At 57.4% G+C, this 16,670-nt stretch carries 14 protein-coding genes; all 14 read left to right on the top strand.

Annotation, left to right across the window (positions count from 1 at the left end; all coding sequences use genetic code 11):
• Positions 1–150 precede the first annotated feature (150 nt).
• The 14 genes from AAFX04_03890 to AAFX04_03825 all read left to right on the top strand — a co-directional run bounded on the left by AAFX04_03890 (position 151) and on the right by AAFX04_03825 (position 16,631).
• A complete protein-coding gene (locus AAFX04_03890; protein MEO1044561.1) occupies positions 151–2,571 on the top strand; it encodes a TonB-dependent receptor in 2,421 nt (806 codons plus the stop codon).
• 8 nt (positions 2,572–2,579) lie between these two features.
• Positions 2,580–2,924 (top strand): hypothetical protein, encoded by a 345-nt coding sequence (locus AAFX04_03885; protein ID MEO1044560.1) that lies wholly within the window; start codon positions 2,580–2,582, stop codon positions 2,922–2,924.
• Positions 2,921–3,238: a hypothetical protein gene (locus tag AAFX04_03880; GenBank protein MEO1044559.1), complete on the top strand. Its 318-nt coding sequence runs from the start codon at positions 2,921–2,923 to the stop codon at positions 3,236–3,238. The genes AAFX04_03885 and AAFX04_03880 overlap by 4 nt, the downstream gene beginning before the upstream one ends.
• Before the next feature lie 32 nt (positions 3,239–3,270).
• Positions 3,271–4,893 carry a PepSY-associated TM helix domain-containing protein gene (locus AAFX04_03875; GenBank protein ID MEO1044558.1) on the top strand — a complete coding sequence of 541 codons (1,623 nt, stop codon included), beginning with the start codon at positions 3,271–3,273 and terminating at the stop codon, positions 4,891–4,893.
• Between the two features lie 494 nt (positions 4,894–5,387).
• A complete protein-coding gene (locus AAFX04_03870; protein MEO1044557.1) occupies positions 5,388–6,818 on the top strand; it encodes a hypothetical protein in 1,431 nt (476 codons plus the stop codon).
• 22 nt (positions 6,819–6,840) lie between these two features.
• On the top strand, positions 6,841–7,845 hold the full coding sequence (locus tag AAFX04_03865) for a M14 family metallopeptidase (GenBank protein MEO1044556.1): 1,005 nt from the start codon (positions 6,841–6,843) through the stop codon (positions 7,843–7,845).
• A gap of 97 nt (positions 7,846–7,942) precedes the next feature.
• Complete coding sequence (locus tag AAFX04_03860; GenBank protein MEO1044555.1) at positions 7,943–9,667, top strand: cation:proton antiporter; 1,725 nt, start codon at positions 7,943–7,945, stop codon at positions 9,665–9,667.
• Between the two features lie 250 nt (positions 9,668–9,917).
• The gene (locus AAFX04_03855; GenBank protein MEO1044554.1) at positions 9,918–11,321 is read left to right on the top strand and encodes a cytochrome ubiquinol oxidase subunit I; all 1,404 of its coding nucleotides are present in this window, start codon (positions 9,918–9,920) and stop codon (positions 11,319–11,321) included.
• 118 nt (positions 11,322–11,439) lie between these two features.
• Positions 11,440–12,441 carry a cytochrome d ubiquinol oxidase subunit II gene (gene cydB / locus AAFX04_03850; GenBank protein ID MEO1044553.1) on the top strand — a complete coding sequence of 334 codons (1,002 nt, stop codon included), beginning with the start codon at positions 11,440–11,442 and terminating at the stop codon, positions 12,439–12,441.
• Between the two features lie 156 nt (positions 12,442–12,597).
• The gene (locus tag AAFX04_03845; GenBank protein MEO1044552.1) at positions 12,598–12,747 is read left to right on the top strand and encodes a DUF2474 domain-containing protein; all 150 of its coding nucleotides are present in this window, start codon (positions 12,598–12,600) and stop codon (positions 12,745–12,747) included.
• A gap of 101 nt (positions 12,748–12,848) precedes the next feature.
• Complete coding sequence (locus tag AAFX04_03840) at positions 12,849–14,060, top strand: acyl-CoA dehydrogenase family protein (protein MEO1044551.1); 1,212 nt, start codon at positions 12,849–12,851, stop codon at positions 14,058–14,060.
• A 129-nt stretch (positions 14,061–14,189) separates the two neighbouring features.
• Positions 14,190–15,311, top strand: coding sequence for an acyl-CoA dehydrogenase family protein (locus tag AAFX04_03835; protein MEO1044550.1), 1,122 nt, complete (start codon positions 14,190–14,192; stop codon positions 15,309–15,311).
• A 103-nt stretch (positions 15,312–15,414) separates the two neighbouring features.
• Positions 15,415–16,173 (top strand): crotonase/enoyl-CoA hydratase family protein, encoded by a 759-nt coding sequence (locus AAFX04_03830; GenBank protein MEO1044549.1) that lies wholly within the window; start codon positions 15,415–15,417, stop codon positions 16,171–16,173.
• Positions 16,174–16,232: 59 nt separating this feature from the next.
• Positions 16,233–16,631 (top strand): RidA family protein, encoded by a 399-nt coding sequence (locus tag AAFX04_03825; protein MEO1044548.1) that lies wholly within the window; start codon positions 16,233–16,235, stop codon positions 16,629–16,631.
• Positions 16,632–16,670: the final 39 nt, after the last annotated feature.

The following is a 16,670-nucleotide window of genomic DNA, read 5'->3' as shown; positions in this document are numbered from 1 at the left end:
TGCAACACAGCCGGGTTTCTGTGACAAAATAGCGACAGAAAGACGGCTGTGTTGCAAAAAGCATGAACAAGACATCTCTCCATTGTTATTGCAAATCATTCTCGTTATTAGCTTTACCGAATCGGGAAGGCCTTTGCCCTTCACGGCCGAGTGGGAATTTCTGGGGAATTGAGTGTGTCCAAATCTGTATCAACCAAGCGCAGCTACTGTATGGCTGGAGCAGCGATCATCGCGCTGGCCGGTTTTGCCGGGACGGCGCAGGCACAGGATCAAGCTATTACGCCTATTGCTGACGACCAGCCGCAAGACGAATTTGATGATGAGAATGTCGTTATCGTCACCGGGCAGAAGATCACGCGATCACTCCAGGATACTGCCGCTTCGGTAAAAGTTTTTGATGAGGAAACCATCGACGAGCAGAACTTTATCGATCTTGCCGATCTGTTGAATCAGACTGCCAATGTGAATACCGGCTTCGGTGAAGAGGTTATCACCATTCGCGGTATCCGTAATGCTGGTGCTGGCCTGGGGGAAACTACCAGCGATACGTCAACAGTCTATATTGACGGGGTCTTCATACCCAGCGCGCTGTTTACCGCTGGCGGCGCGCTCAACCTGTTCGATGTTTCCAGCGTCGAGATTTTTCGCGGTCCACAATCGACAATTCAGGGGCGTAATGCGCTGGCGGGTGCCATTGTTATAAATACGATTGATCCGGGCAATGATTTTTCCGGTCAGGGCCAGATTTCCTATGCCGAGTTCGACACCTTTCGTGGCTCGGCGGCGCTAACTGTACCGGTGGTGCAGGACTTGCTCTCGCTGCGCGTTTCTGGCGATTACACCAGCAGCGATGGTTTTATCTTCAACCCAACGCTGAACACCGATGAGTCTGACGCACAGGAAGCCGCAACAATCCGGGCCAAGGCGCGCCTTACGCCCGCCGAAGGTTTCGAGTTTATTGCCAGCTACACCTACATCGATGCCAATCAGGGCGAGGGGCGGATAGATGATACATTTTTCCCGCCTGACCGGCTGAATTTTGAGAATATTCAGAGTCTGACCGAAACCCGTGCCGATATTTTTTCATTTGAAGCCAATATTGATATCGCGGATGGCCTCTCGCTGACGGCAGTTACCGGCTATATCGAAAGCAGCAACATAACCTTTCTAGACACCTCGCGCGATGAAACCGGCGGCGATATTACGGTTGGCAACAACAGTACAAATGACGAGGTCTTCAGTCAGGAATTGCGGTTGTCCTATGTCAGCCCTGATGATCGTTTGACCGGTCTGCTGGGTTTTTACTATTTTGACAGCAGCAGCGCATTTGAGAATACCAGTTCTGCCGTAGTCGATACCGATTTGGCACTCCCTGATGCGGGCACCATTGCCAGCCTCTTGTTTCAGACACCGGCACCTAACCCAATTCAGATTGGCCAAGGCCAGTTTGTTCGAGATACAGCAGTCGCCAGTGTTCCTAGCTTTCAGGTCGATTTTGCCGCCGACAACCCCACAGATATTGAGAATTTCGCATTCTTCGGTGAGGTCAACTACAAGTTGACCGACCGCCTCTCTATTACCGTAGGTGCTCGCTATGATGATGAGAGCATCACTCAGTCCGTGCTCAATTTCACCGGCGTACCACCGATTGGCGAAACCGGCGTTCCCATTGTTGATGGCGCGTTGCAGCTGCTTGCAAGCCAGTTCACCAGCGCTGTCACGATCAATAATGCACAGAATAATTTCAGCGCATTCCTGCCCAAAGGCGTCATTACCTATGACTGGTCGGACGATGTATCCACCAGCTTCAGTGTACAGCGAGCTTATCGCGCCGGAGGTGTATCGGTTAACGCTTTCCGCGGAGCATTGCCGATACCAGGTGGTGGCGATGCAACCGACCAGGAAGTGCTGGAAGCTAATGCGATCATCAACACCTTTGATCCTGAATTTTCGACCAACTATGAATTCTCTTTCCGCTCACAATTTGCTGATCGCAAAGTGACACTAAACGCAAATGTCTTCTTTATCGATTATTCCGATCAGCAGGTCACGGTACAGCTCTCGGCTAATCCGCTCGACAACCTTACCGACAATGCCGGGGCATCGGAACTATTCGGCTTTGAAGTCGAAATGTTTGCCCAGCCAACCGATGAGCTGACCTTCAATGTTGGCGTCGGCTTTACCGACACGCAATTTACAGAAGCCCAGAGCGATCTGGGTCCAGTCAGCATAGACTTTACCGGCAACCAATTCACCTTTGCACCACGCTGGACCATCAATGGTGGGGCACGGTACACGCATGACAGTGGCTTTTTCGCCAATGGCCGTTTTCGGTTCACCGATGAGAGCTTTGCACTCATCGGCAATGAGCCAGATGCGGTAAATGACAGCAATATGGTCGTCGATCTGATCGTGGGCTACCAAACCGACGACTTCCGCGTTGAGCTATTCGGCACCAATGTTCTGAATGAGGAATTCCTTACCTTCAACAGCGTCGATACGGTTGTGGGAGCCGTCAATATTGCAGGTCCACCACAAGTGTTCGGTGTGCGCTTGGTCGGAGGGTTCTAAGGCCTGCCATGATGCTGCTCTTCGCCACTGCGCTGCTCTATATTGGCTGCTATGCCTTTTATCAGGCAGGCAAACACCGCACGACATTTCCTGCGCTCAAAAACTCGCTGGCGGCGCGACGCGCTGTGCATGCTGCCGGCTGGGCATTTGCCATCGCAGCACTGATGACGTTGGCCGAAATTTATGGCTGGGAGCTGGGCATCCCACTATGGCTGGCGGTTTTCGTGGTCGCTGGAATCTCCGGTCTGCTGATATCGGCGTTATGGCCGAAACTGCATTTTCCCAGCACAGTTGCATCGGCGGTGATCGGTCTGGCAACCGGTGCTCTGCTGTTCATGGGAGGCGCCGCATGAGCCCGGTGGTTATTGGCATTATCGCAGCGGTGGTTCTGGCACTCGCCTTCTTCACCTGGAAAGGCCCGCGCCTCACCGGTGCCATTATCTGGGCCTTCATCACGACAATGGCCGTCTGTTCGGCCTTTGTCATGATCGGCCCATGGGGATTTGCTGACAGGGTTCTGATCGTCGCGCTGATTTCCCCGTTCATCTGGGTAGGGTTACAGTTCTGGCTCTACTGGAACCCCTCAAAATGGCGGGTTTTGTCAGTAATGATTGGCATTAGCGCTATCAGCACCGCCATAATTTTGCTAAGTGAACCGCCAGTGTAATTCATCCGACAGACCAGAGGACCGTCCCCGCCATGGCCAATCGCGAACGTCAGATCCGTATTTACGACATGCACAGCTGGACCGGCATTGCGCTCGGTATCATGCTGTTTGTGGTTTGCTTCACCGGATCGATAGCGCTTTTCTACAATGAGTTCAGGGGCTGGGAAGACCCGGCCGCGCGGATTGAGCCGACCGAGCAACCGGTCATTATGCATGGCGTTTTCACCGAATGGCTTGCCGAGAATATGGACGGACGTGAAGTCACCTATGTCGGTTTCACAGCGCCGGGCAACCGCCATCAGGACTTTTTCGAGGGCTTTCTCAACCTGCGGGGCGAGGATGGCGAGATCGAATTTTTGCGCCAGCGCTGGGACCCGAATACGGGCGCGGCAATCGCGACACGCGAAGAAGGCGCCAACCGCTTCCTCTATGACCTGCATCGGGATCTCTCATGGCCCGAAGTGCTGGGTGGCCGCACTGTCGGACGCGCCATTGTCGGCATTGTCGGCATCGCGTTCATGCTGCTCGTGCTGACCGGGATCATCGCGCACACCAAGATTACCAAGGAGCTGTTCTCGCTGCGCTATCTCAAATCGGTACGGCTGAAATGGCAGGATACGCACAAGGTCTTCGGTCTTTGGACTGTGCCTTTCTCTTCGATGATTGCCTTTACCGGGGCTTATCTTGGCGTCATAGCATTGCTGGCACCCTTGCTGGCCGCAATCACCGTCAAGGGCGATACCGAAAAGCTCGTCGAGGCCATTGGCCTGGGCGTAGCGGAAAAAGCCGGTATCGAGGCAGAAATGATGCCCGTCGATCAGGCACTCACTATCCCTCATCCCGAGACGGGTGCAAAAGCCGTTTCCATCAATGTCGAGAATTGGGGCGACGCCAATGCCGCGTACACTATCAACTACCCGGTTGATGATCGTCTGGTCTATTATGATCAGCACAAGATCAGCGCCGTGGATGGCAGAGCGCTGCCCACGCCCGAATTCCTGTCTCCCACCAAGCCATTGCCCCGCACCCTGGCGGCACTCTCACCGCTGCATTACGGGATTTTTGGCGGTATCGCACTGAAGATCGGCTATTTCCTGATGGGCATGGCGATTGCTGTCATGGCCGCGCTGGGCAATATGATGTGGGTCGAACGGCGACTGCATGGCGGTGAAGGCAATAAGAGCGAGAAATTCTATCGCCGTCTCAGCGCACTGACCACCGGCGTTTGCGGCGGCATGCCACTGGCCAGCGTCGCTATCCTGCACTTTGACAAATTCTACTGGGGCGCGGAAGCCGGTCGGATGAGCAGCGTCATTAGCGCTTTCTTCATCGTCTGGCTGGCGACACTGGTCTTCGCCTTTACGCGGAGCAATCAGTATCGCACCGCACGTGAGCTTTTGGCGGCAACCGGTCTCACCATGCTCGCGCTGCCGATCAGCAATGGACTAGCCACAGGTGACTTCCTCTGGTCCGCTTTCGGTACCGCAGCCAGCGTATCAGCCTGGTTCGATCTTGCGTTCCTCATTTTTGGTGCGATAATCTGCGCCGTCGCAATGAAAATGCCGGCCAGCCGGCCGATCGATTTGCGCCGCGCCAAAAAGGCATCAGAAATCATCGAACCTGATGTTGATCCTAGCTTACAGCCTGCGGAATAACGTAAGTTCAGTAGCCATTTGATTAAGCTAAAAGCACCGCTTCACAGCGGTGCATGTTAGTTGTTTTAATAGAGACTATTGCAGGAAAGATGCTCTTAAGCCCTTCTAGTCGTGGCTTATAGTAGAGGCCTCAAACCGTTGTTAGCTATGCGCTTTATAGATGAAATGGTCATTTAGCACTTAGATACCGATCGGCGTTCTTCAGACTTTATCACGAGATATATCTGTGTCCTGCAATGGGTCTCTCTGGGGTCACAAACTCCTGAACTTGCCTGCTTGGACCTGAAAGAGCCTGCGACAAACTGCGCACCTCAACCGCATGATTTCTGAACGAAATGAGGTCATTAACAACAATATAACAAGAGCTTAAGCCACGCTCTTAATCAGCGCGTCCTAGGTTCGAACCCTAGTGCGTCCACCATTCTTCCATATTGCATCCTCTCCGCAGATCGGCTTCAATTACCGTTTAAGTCGATAGGCAGGGACGCGCGCTTATGGGGCAGGAAATTGACGACGCGGATTTCACCGCCGCTGACCGCGAGGAATTTCGCAACCGGTTGCGGCGCGAAACGGCGACGTTGAAGCAATGGTTTGACGAGCGCGCTTTTGATCAGGACGATGTGCCCACGGTCGGGCTGGAGCTGGAAGGCTGGCTGACCGATACCGATTGCCTGCCGGCGCCGCAAAATGCCGAATTCATCGCCACCGCCGATGACCCGGACATCGTTACCGAGCTTTCCAAGTTCAATTTCGAGCTCAACGCCCCCATCCGCACCCTGACCAGGGATATGCTGTTCCAGACCCAGAATGACCTGTCACTCAGCTGGCAGAAATGCGAGCGCGCCGGGCGGCCGCATGATCTCTCCCCGGTAATGATCGGCATATTGCCGACCATCCGCAACGAGATGCTGAAACCCGACTGGATGTCGGATTCCGAACGCTATCGCGCGCTTAATCGCGAGGTTTTCCGACGCCGCGACCATCAGCCGCTGCATATCACCATCAAGGGCTATGATACGCTCGATTATGTCGCCGAGGATCTGATGCTGGAGGCGGCGTGCACCTCATTGCAATCGCATCTCAAGGTAAACCAGGGTGATGCAGTGCGGCTGTATAATGCCGGTATTCTGATCTCTGGCCCGCTGGTGGCGGCGACCGCCAATTCGCCGTTCCTGTTCAGCAAGTCGCTATGGGACGAGACGCGCATCCCTGCTTTTGAACAGGCAACCAGCATGGACAATTTCCGCGAGCCCAGCGGCCGCAATGCCCAGCGGGTGACGCTTGGCACCGGCTATCTGAAAGAGTCGTTCCTCGAGCTGTTCCTGCTCAACATGCATTATGGCGACCTGCTGCCAGCACTGTCCGATGATGACCGCAAGCTGCCGCATCTGAGACTCCAGAATGGCACCATATGGCGCTGGGTACGGCCGATATTGGGCTTTGACGGTGCGGGATCACCGCATCTGCGCATCGAGCACCGGGTAATGCCCGCCGGCCCCAGCATCGCCGACACTGTCGCCAATCTGGCGCTGTGCCATGGCCTGATGCTGGCGCTGGCCGAAGCCGAGACTCCACCCGAGAGTGAAACCCCGTTCGAGGATGCGCGCGCCAATTTCTACGCCTGTGCCCGCCATGGCCTGCACGCCGATGTCCGCTGGGCCGGGAAGACGGTGAATGTCCAGGCGCTGCTGCTCGATCACCTGATCCCCATGGCCTGTGACGCGCTGACAAAAGCGGGGATCGACAAGGGCGATCTCAACATCTATTTCAATGACATATTGGACGACCGGCTGCGCAACGGCCAGACCGGCGCCGCATGGCAACGCAGTTTTGTCAATTGCCATGGCACCAATTATCAGGCACTGACACAGCGTTATGTCGAGATGCAGCGGACGGGCAAGCCGGTGCATGAATGGACGATCTGACCCGCCTGACCCACAAAGAATAATGCACCCTGATCTGATCGATTATATTCCGCCCGAACTCGCCAATATCGGTCCGCGCGATATCAAGCAGCTGTTCGAGCGCCCGACGCTGATCGCGCTGGAGGGCGGTCGCGACGAGACGCTGTTTATCTCCACCCTGCTGCACGGCAATGAGACCACCAGCTTTCAGGTGCTGCAATATCTTGAGCAGCGCTTTCGCAATGTGAAGCCAAGACGCAATCTGATGATCTTTATCGGCAATGTCGATGCCACTGCGGCGGGTGTACGGATGCTGGAGGGCCAGGAGGATTTCAACCGTATCTGGGCACATGGCACCACCGACTATCATGCGCTGGCGCAATCGGTGATCGACATTGTCCGGCGCGGCAATCTGTTCGCCAGCATCGACATTCACAATAATAGCGGCACCAATCCGCATTATGGCTGTGTCAATACACTGCGCCCTGCCGACTTGCATCTGGCCTCGCTTTTCGGACCTTTAAGCGTGTTCTACCGCAACCCCAGCACCACCCAATCCATCGCCTTTGCCGAACTGTGCCCGGCAATAACGCTGGAATGCGGCCAGAGCGGCGATGAATCAGGCCTGGAGGCGGCGATCCGGCTGATCGACCGGGTGCTGGCGCTCGATGCCTTTGCCACCACCCCGCTTGAGGAGCCGACCCGGCTGTTCGAGACAGTGGGCCGCGTGGTGATCGCGCCCGATTGCACCATATCCTTTGATGGCGGCGACAGCTACGAAGCCGCCGACCTCAGCCTGCAGCCCGAACTGGCAGGGCTGAATTTCACCCATTTGCCTGCGGGTCATGTCTGGGGCACCAGTCGCCGCGCACAATCGCCGCTCCGGGTGGTAGACGAACATGGTCAAGACCTTACAGAAGAATTTTTCCGCTATGATGGGGGCACGATCCGGCTCAGTCGCGACAGCACCCCGTCGATGATCAGTTTCAGCCACGATGCCATCCGCCAGGATTGTCTGTGCTATCTGATGCAGGCGATAGAAGCTTGATGTGCTGCGTGATAGAATAAGGCTGGCCTTTTGACAGCCAGGGGCGAGTTTTGTAGCGCCCTGACAGTCGCAACGCACCGCCCAAAGGGACAATGCCGTGCATCCCGAAATTCCCTATCTGCGTGAAATCATCGTCTTTCTGGTCGCTGCCGGACTGGTGGTGCCGCTGGTGCGGCGGCTCGGAGTCAGCCCGGTGCTTGGGTTTCTCTTCGTCGGGCTGGTTATCGGGCCCTATGGCGTCGGCCGGCTGGTCGGGGAGACGCCGGTGCTGGAATATATGGTGTTCAGCGATCTGGAGGGCGTGCGCCAATTTGCCGAGCTGGGCGTGGTCTTTCTGCTGTTCACCATCGGCTTGGAACTGTCGGTTGCACAGCTATGGGGGATGCGGCGGCTGGTGTTTGGCTTTGGTGGCGCGCAGGTTGCCGTCAGCGCGCTGGCTATTGGTGCCATCGCTTACTGGTATGGCAATGCGCTGGTCGCTGCGACGACCTTCGGCCTGTGCCTAGCCCTCTCCTCAACCGCGCTGGTGATGCAGTTGCTTACCGAAAGCCGTCGCCTCAGCACCCCGGCCGGTCGCGCCAGCTTCGGCGTTCTTCTGTTGCAGGACCTTGCGGTGGTGCCAATCCTGTTCTTTGTCGGCGTCGCCGGTGCCACGGTCGAGGGATCAATGGCGCTGGCTGCCGGCAAGGCCATCGGCCAGGCGGTGCTGGTCATCGCCGCCATCTTCCTGATCGGGCGGATGATCGTGAGGCCATTTCTGCGCTTTGTCGGCAGCACCGGCAGCCGCGAGGTGTTCATGGCCGCGGTCGTGTTGCTGGTGCTGGTCACCGCTGCGGTCACCGCCCAGGCGGGGCTATCGATGGCGCTCGGCGCATTCCTTGCCGGGCTGCTGTTCGCCGGGACCGAATATCGTCACCAGATCGCCGCCGATATCGAACCGTTCAAGGGCCTGTTGCTCGGCCTGTTCTTCATCTCGGTCGGCATGAGCCTCGATATCGTCGCGGTCTGGACCGATATCGAGATGGTGCTGCTCTCGGTTGTCGGGCTGCTGCTGCTCAAGGGATGCATTCTCTATGGCCTCGCCCGGGCGTTCCGCCTGCCAAAAGATGTCAGCGCCGAAACTGCCGTGCTGATGAGCCAGGGCGGTGAGTTCGCCTTTGTCGTCATCACCGCCGCGCTGTCGCTGTCGTTGCTCGATCCCGATGCGGCGCGGTTCATTTTGCTGGTGGTGGTGGTCACGATGTTCCTCACGCCGTTCCTCGCCATTGCCGGCCGGCAGTTGGGCGAAGCAATCCGCACGCGCAATGCCGATATGCCGGGCAGCGATGCCCCAATCGATGACGAGCATCCGGTGATCATCGGCGGCTTTGGCCGGGTCGGCAAGATGCTGGCCCAGCTGTTAGATGAGCAGCGTATCCCCTATGTCGCCATCGACAATGACCCGGCGCTGGTCGATCGTGAACGCCAGGCAGGAGCTAATGTCTATTTTGGCGATGCCAGCCAGCCCGAATTGCTTACCCATCTCGGCATCGAAAGCGCCGCCGCCTTTGCCACCACCATGGACCAGCCGGGTTCTGCCGCACCGCTGATAAAGACGGTCAAGGGCAACTGGCCGCATGTGCCGATCATGGCCCGCGCCCGCGATGTCGACCATGCACGCCACTTGCTCGACCATGGCGCAACCAATGCGGTACCCGAGACGGTTGAGGCCAGTCTGGAGCTGTGCGAACGGCTGCTGACCAGCATCGGCATCCCCGAAGATGCCGCGCGCAGCATTGTCGATGAGCAGCGCAGCGCGATCATTATCGGGCGCGAAGGTTAGGCATCTTCTCTGTTCACGGAGAAGTGGCTCGCAATAGCTTTAGCGAAGGCGAAACGGAGGGCCTCCAATTGCGCTGTGCAGGGTTGCCCGCCCCCTCTACCGGCTTTGCTGGTCCACCTCCCCGCGAGCGGGGAGGATAGCAGTTGCACGTTCTGCAACTCACTCTTATCCTTTCGCAACGGAACTTACCGCGCGCTGCCTCGTAATTGCCGTAATGCAGCGCCATATAAGCCTGCAACGGAGATATTGCATGTTCGATGGTCTCGACGCCCTGTTGCTCGCGCGAATACAATTTGCCTTCACCGTCAGCTTTCATTTCATCTTTCCCGCCTTCTCTATCGGTCTGGCGAGTTTCCTGGCGGTGCTCGAGGGGCTGTGGCTGAAAACCGGCAAAACGCTCTATCTTGACCTGTTCAAATATTGGCGAAAGATATTCGCCATCGCTTTCGCCATGGGCGTCGTCTCAGGTATCGTCATGTCCTATCAGTTCGGCACCAACTGGTCGGTATTCTCCGACAAGGCGGGACCGGTGATCGGACCGCTCATGGCGTATGAGGTACTCACCGCCTTTTTCCTTGAGGCCGGTTTTCTCGGCGTGATGCTGTTCGGCATGGACAAGGTCGGACGCAAACTGCACTTTACCGCAACGCTGATGGTCGCCATTGGCACCTGTATCTCCGCCTTCTGGATCCTCTCGGTCAATAGCTGGATGCAGACGCCAGTCGGCTATGAGATTGCCGAAAATGGCCAGTTCGTGCCCGGTGAGAGCTGGTGGGCGATCATCTTCAGTCCCAGCTTCCCCTATCGCCTGGTGCACACGGTGCTGGCGGCCTATCTCACCACCGCCTTTGTCGTCGGCGCGGTCGGGGCCTGGCATTTGCTGCGCGACAAGGCCGAACCGCATGCGCGCAAAATGTTCTCCATGGCGATGTGGATGGCGGCTTTGGTAGCGCCGATCCAGATTTTCGCCGGTGACATGCACGGCCTCAACACGCTGGAGCATCAGCCGCAAAAGGTGATGGCGATGGAAGGCCATTATGAAAGCCATGCAGAAGGCGCGCCGCTTTATCTCTTCGGCATTCCCAATGACGACGAACAACGGCTCGACTGGGCCTTTGGCATTCCCAAATTGTCCTCGCTCATCCTCAAACATGATCTCGACGCACCGCTGGAAGGCCTCGACACCATCCCCGATGACGAACAACCGCCTGTGGGCATCGTCTTCTGGTCGTTCCGTATCATGGTCGGCTTGGGGCTGTTGATGATGCTGATCGGCGCGGTCAGCCTGTTCGCACGCTGGCGCAAAAAGCTCTATGACTGGCCATGGCTGCACAAATGGGCGTTGCTGATGGGCCCAAGCGGTTTTGTTGCTGTCATTGCCGGATGGGTGACCACCGAAGTCGGTCGCCAGCCCTATACCATCTATGGTGCGCTCACCACGGCAGAAAGCGTCTCACCACTTGATGCACCAGCTGTCGGCGCATCACTGCTGGCGTTCGTGGTGACGTATTTCATCATGTTCGGCGCCGGTACCTGGTACATATTGCGCCTGATGCACAAGCCGGTGACCGGCAAGGAAGAAGTGGCCGAAAAGGGCCCGATCCGCACCGCTGGAATGCGCTCGGGCAATAATCTGGCGGGGCAACCGGCATGAGTAGTTGCCTACGCCATCAAAACCCGTTCGTCCTGAGCTTGTCGAAGGACTGTACTTACTCGAAAAAAGAACGGCACTTCGACAAGCTCAGTGCGAACGGTAATGAGAGGTATGTGCCTTGACCATTGACCTCTCGCTGATCTGGGCGTTTATCATCGCCTTTGCCGTCTTCCTCTACGTCGTTCTGGACGGCTTTGACCTTGGCATCGGCATTATCTTCCCGACACTGAAAGACAAAGCGCAGCGCGACAAGGCGATGAACTCGGTCGCGCCGGTATGGGATGGCAATGAAACTTGGCTCGTGCTCGGCGCAGGCGGGCTGTTTGCTGCCTTTCCGCTGGCCTATGCGGTGATCCTACCCGCCGTCTATCCGCCGATTACCGCGATGCTGCTCGGCCTGGTTTTGCGCGGTGTCGCCTTTGAAGGCCGTTGGCGTGACCCAGGGCATGAGAAGTTCTGGGACTTTGCCTTTACCGCCGGATCGCTGGTCGCGGCGCTGTGTCAGGGCATTACTCTGGGCGCGCTGCTCCAGGGCATTGAGGTTGAAGGCCGCAACTATGCAGGTGGCTGGCTTGACTGGCTGTCGCCCTACAGTCTGCTCACCGGTGTCGGCACGACGGTTGGCTATGCTCTGCTCGGCAGCACCTGGTTGATTATGAAGACCGACGGCCCGATACAGGAGCGCGCCTATTGGCTCAGCTGGCGGCTGTTTCCGGCAACGCTGCTGCTGCTCGGGCTGGTCAGTCTCACCACGCCATTTCTTGATGCGGAATATTGGCGGCACTGGTTCGATTTCCCGAACATCATCTTCACCGCGCAAGTGCCGTTGCTGACGCTGATCATCACGGTACTGCTGTTTCGCGGCCTCAAAAAGCGACAGGAATATACCCCTTTCCTGCTCACGCTGGCGCTGTTCCTGATGGGAATGATCGGTCTGGGTATCTCGATGTTTCCCTATATCGTACCGGAGAGCATCACCATCTGGGATGCCGCCACCGACCCCAGCAGCCAGCTGTTCATGCTGGTCGGTACGGTCATCATCGTACCGGTCATCCTGGCCTATACCGGCTGGGCCTACTGGGTGTTCCGCGGCAAAGTATCGGACGCGGGCTATCATTAGAAAGGTTCTGATATTGCACGGATCATTAGCCCTCTCCCTCGAGGGAGAGGGTTGGGTGAGGGTGTGCCATGCTGATGGCCAGGACGCTCACCCCGACCCTCTCCCCGTCAGGGAGAGGGAGAAGCAGGCGAATCTTGCAATCTCGGAAACGCTCTAATGGCTAAACGCAATACCCCGCTACCCCCCGACCCCGCCGCCAATACGCCGCTGTGGAAGCGGCTGGGCTGGATGGCATTGATCTGGGGTGCCAGCGTCACGTTTATCGGCGTGGTGGCCTATCTGATCCGCTGGTGGATCAACAGCTAGTCTATCCATCCTCAAATCCCTCTGGACATTGCTGCCAGCCTCCCGCATTCTCCAGTTTAATCGAACGATTAAATGCACAAAAGAATCAGCAGGAGAGCATTATGTCCAAGCCGAGCGAGGCGGAGCTGAAGGACTTTGAGGCCCAGGCCGATGCCTGGTTCAAGGAGAACACCGTCACCGATCCCGGTTTCATGCTGCCGCTGACCTTTATGGAAGTCAGCACCGATGAACAGTTTGATTTCCTCTGCGACTGGCAGCGCAAGGTCTATGAAGCGGGTTATCTCGGCACCAGCTGGCCATCCGAATATGGCGGCCATGGGATGCACCCGGACTTCCAGCGCGTCGCCACCCGGGCGATGAAGAAATATGACGGCCCGATCATCCTCAACGCCATCGGCATTGGCTGGGCCGGACCGCTGCTGATGGATATCGGCAGTGAGGAAGATAAAAAGAAATATATCAAAGGGATGTTGAGCGCAGAGGACATCTGGTGTCAGGGTTTCTCCGAGCCGGAACATGGCTCCGACCTTGGCAGTGCGCAATTGAAAGCCGTGCGGGACGGCGATGAATATGTCCTCAACGGCTCGAAAATCTGGACCTCGCTCGGCGACCGCGCCAAATATATGATCCTGCTGGCACGCACCAGCAATGACGGCCCGAACAAATATGCAGGTCTAAGCTTCTTCCTGATTCCGATGAAAATCCCCGGTATCGAGACCAGGCGGATCAAGAAGCTCACCGGCGAATATGGCTTTGTCCAGACCTTCTTCACCGATGCCCGCGTGCCCGCCGAAGGGCTGGTCGGCAAGGAAGGTGATGGCTGGATGGTGGCGATGAAAACGCTCGAATATGAGCGCGGCGCCAAGGTCAATCCGGCGGGCGGCTATTATATCAAGGAACTCGACGCGATGGGCGTGGTCGATCTGGCGCGTAAAGCGGAACGCGCGGGCAAGCCTTTGCTCGACGATCCGGTGATGCGCGACAAGATGGTCGAGCAGATGATGGAAATCCAGGCGCTCAACCTCAACAACCAGCGCCGCCGCATGGCGCCGCTCAATCAGGACCGGCCCATGGGTCTGGCGATGATGAACAAGCTGGCGCGCACCGAAATGATCCGCGATCTGACCGAATTTTCTCTGGCCTTTCAGGGAAGCAGGGCCGGCTATTATGTCGGCGACGAGAATGCGGTCGATGATGGCTATTGGCACCGCAGCTATTTGAACAGCTTCTCCGCCACCATTGGCGGCGGCACATCGGAGATTCAGCGCAATATCGTCGCCGAGCATGTGCTGGGCCTGCCCAAAGGGCGCTAAAGCAAGAATCAATCGTCATTGCGAGGAGCGAAGCGACGCGGCAATCCAGTGAACCAGGCGCAAGCGACTCTGGATTGCTTCACCCTCCGGGTTCGCAATGACGGCAATAAGAATAGAACAGAGGATATCATGGAAAATCTAGGGTCTATCGGATATTCCGAAGAGCAGATCGAGCTGATGAATGTCGCGGCCAGCTTCTGCGCCGAGAAATCCCCCATCGAAAAAGTCCGCACCCTGCTCGACGATGCACAGGGCTATGACGGCGATGTCTGGCAAGAAATTGCCGAGCTCGGCTGGCTCGCCATCGCCATCCCCGAAGCGCAGGGCGGCGTGGGACTGTCACTGGGCGAGGTCGTGCCGATTGTGGAGCAAATGGGCCGCCGACTGATGACCACGCCCTTCGCCGACACCAGCTTGGCCGCACAGGCACTGGTTGCAGGTGGCACTGAGGCGCAGCAGGAAGAATATCTGCCCAGGATCGCAGAAGGCGCAGTCGCGACATTGGCGCTCAATGAAGCGCATGGTGACTGGGACCTGCACAATATCACCGCCAGCGCCAGTCAGAGCGGCGACACTGTCACGCTCAGTGGCGAGAAGCTGCTGGTGCCCTATGCCGCGCAGGCAGAACTTATCATCGCCTCGGTAACGCTGGATGGCGCGCCGCGTCTCGTCATCATCCCGCAAGACGCGCTGCCCGACAGTGCGCTGCGCCGCGAGACCATCATCGACGAAACCCGCCGTACCTATGCGCTGAAGCTGGATGGTATCACCCTGCCCGCCTCTGCGCTGCTTGACGAGGCCAAAACCAAAACCAGTTTCGAGCATATCCATCTTACCGCCGTGCTGCTGCAAGCGGCGGAAATGGCGGGCGGCACCCAGGCAGTGATCGACTACACGCTGGATTATCTCAAAACCCGCAAACAGTTCGGCAAGACCATTGGCGAGTATCAGGCGCTCAAACACCCGATCACCAATGCCTATGTCGATTATGAAAAGGCGCGCAGCCATGTCTATTCGGCGGCGCATTGCTTCAACGATCAGGGCATGGGCGAGATCGCGACGCGCATGGCCAAGGCGGCGTGCGACAAGGTCTATGGTTTCGCCGCAGACCGGGCAATCCAGTTCCATGGCGGCTTCGGCTTCACCCATGATTGCGATGCCCAACTTTATCGCCGCGCCGCCATCTGGCACGCCTCGCAACATGGCGACGGTGCCTGGCACCGTGCCAAGCTGGCCGATTTGCTGTTCTAGTACACATCGTCATCCCGAACTTGTTTCGGGATCTGGTGCGTTATGTGAGGAGATCCTGAAACGAGTTCAGGATGACGAGATAAAAGAAGTTAGGAGACCTCCAATGTCTGAAGTGCTTACCGATGAGCAGGACGGCGTCCTTGTCATCACCATCAACCGCCCCGAAGCCAAAAACGCCGTCAACAAGGCAGTAGCCGAAGGCGTACGCGCCGCGATGCAGCGGCTTGATGACGATAATGGTCTCAATGCCGGGATCGTCACCGGTGCCGGCGGTACCTTCTGTTCGGGCATGGATCTCAAGGCCTTCCTCAAGGGCGAAGTGCCGTTTGTGAAGGATTATGGCTTTGCCGGCTTCGTCCAGCAGCCGCCGGAAAAGCCATTGATCGCCGCGGTCGAAGGCTATGCGCTGGCCGGGGGCATGGAGGTCGCCATTGCCTGCGATCTGTGCGTCGCCAATGCCAAGGCGCAGTTCGGCATTCCCGAAGTCAAGCGCTCGCTGGTCGCCGCCGCCGGTGGCCTGCTCACCCTACCCTCGATCATCGGCAAGCGCATGGCGATGGAGCTGGCGCTGACCGGCGACTTCATCGATGCCCGGCGCGCCTATGAGGTTGGTTTCGTCAACCACGTTACCGAGGGTGCGGCCATCGACGCGGCTATGGAGCTGGCCGCGCGCGTCGCCGCCAATGGCCCGCTGGCGCTGAAAGCCACCAAGCGGATCATCAATGAACGCCCCGACTGGACCAGCGACGAGATGTGGGACAAGCAGGCGGCGATCACCAACCCGGTCTTTGCCAGCGAGGACAGCAAGGAAGGCGCGCGCGCCTTTGCCGAAAAACGCAAGCCCAATTGGCAGGGGAAATAGTCGACACGATTGATCACTCCTGTTAAGTTGCATTTTGCAACTATAATAGGAGAGTTTCCATGCCAGCGATCGAAGCGATCAACCCGGATACCCTGCCCGATGCCCCTTCCATGGGCTATTCCCAGATCACCACCGTAACCCCGGGCAAGATGATTTTCATCTCCGGTCAGGTGGCGTGGCAACCCGATGGAACACCGCCACCTGCGACGCTGACCGAGCAGGCCACAATTGCTGCGAGCAATCTCGGCAAGGCACTGGAGGCGGCAGGCGCTACCCCGGAGAATATCGTATCCGCACGCATGTTTGTCGTCGATTTTACGCTGGAGAGAAGCCAGCAGGCATTTGGCCCGATAATGGCTCTGTTCAACGGCCATAAGAGCGCCTTTACTGCTGTGGGTGTCACTTCGCTGGCAGCACCTGATTTAATGATTGAAATCGAGGCGATTGCTGTTGTCTAGGAGCCGAACCTATCAAATCCATGGGCCTCTTTATTGTCA

The sequence above is a fragment of the Pseudomonadota bacterium genome (assembly GCA_039818985.1).
Classification (GTDB): Bacteria; Pseudomonadota; Alphaproteobacteria; order Sphingomonadales; family Sphingomonadaceae; genus Alterisphingorhabdus.
Note: the sequence above shows the minus strand (reverse complement) of the source record. Positions and strands in the feature narration are given on the sequence as shown.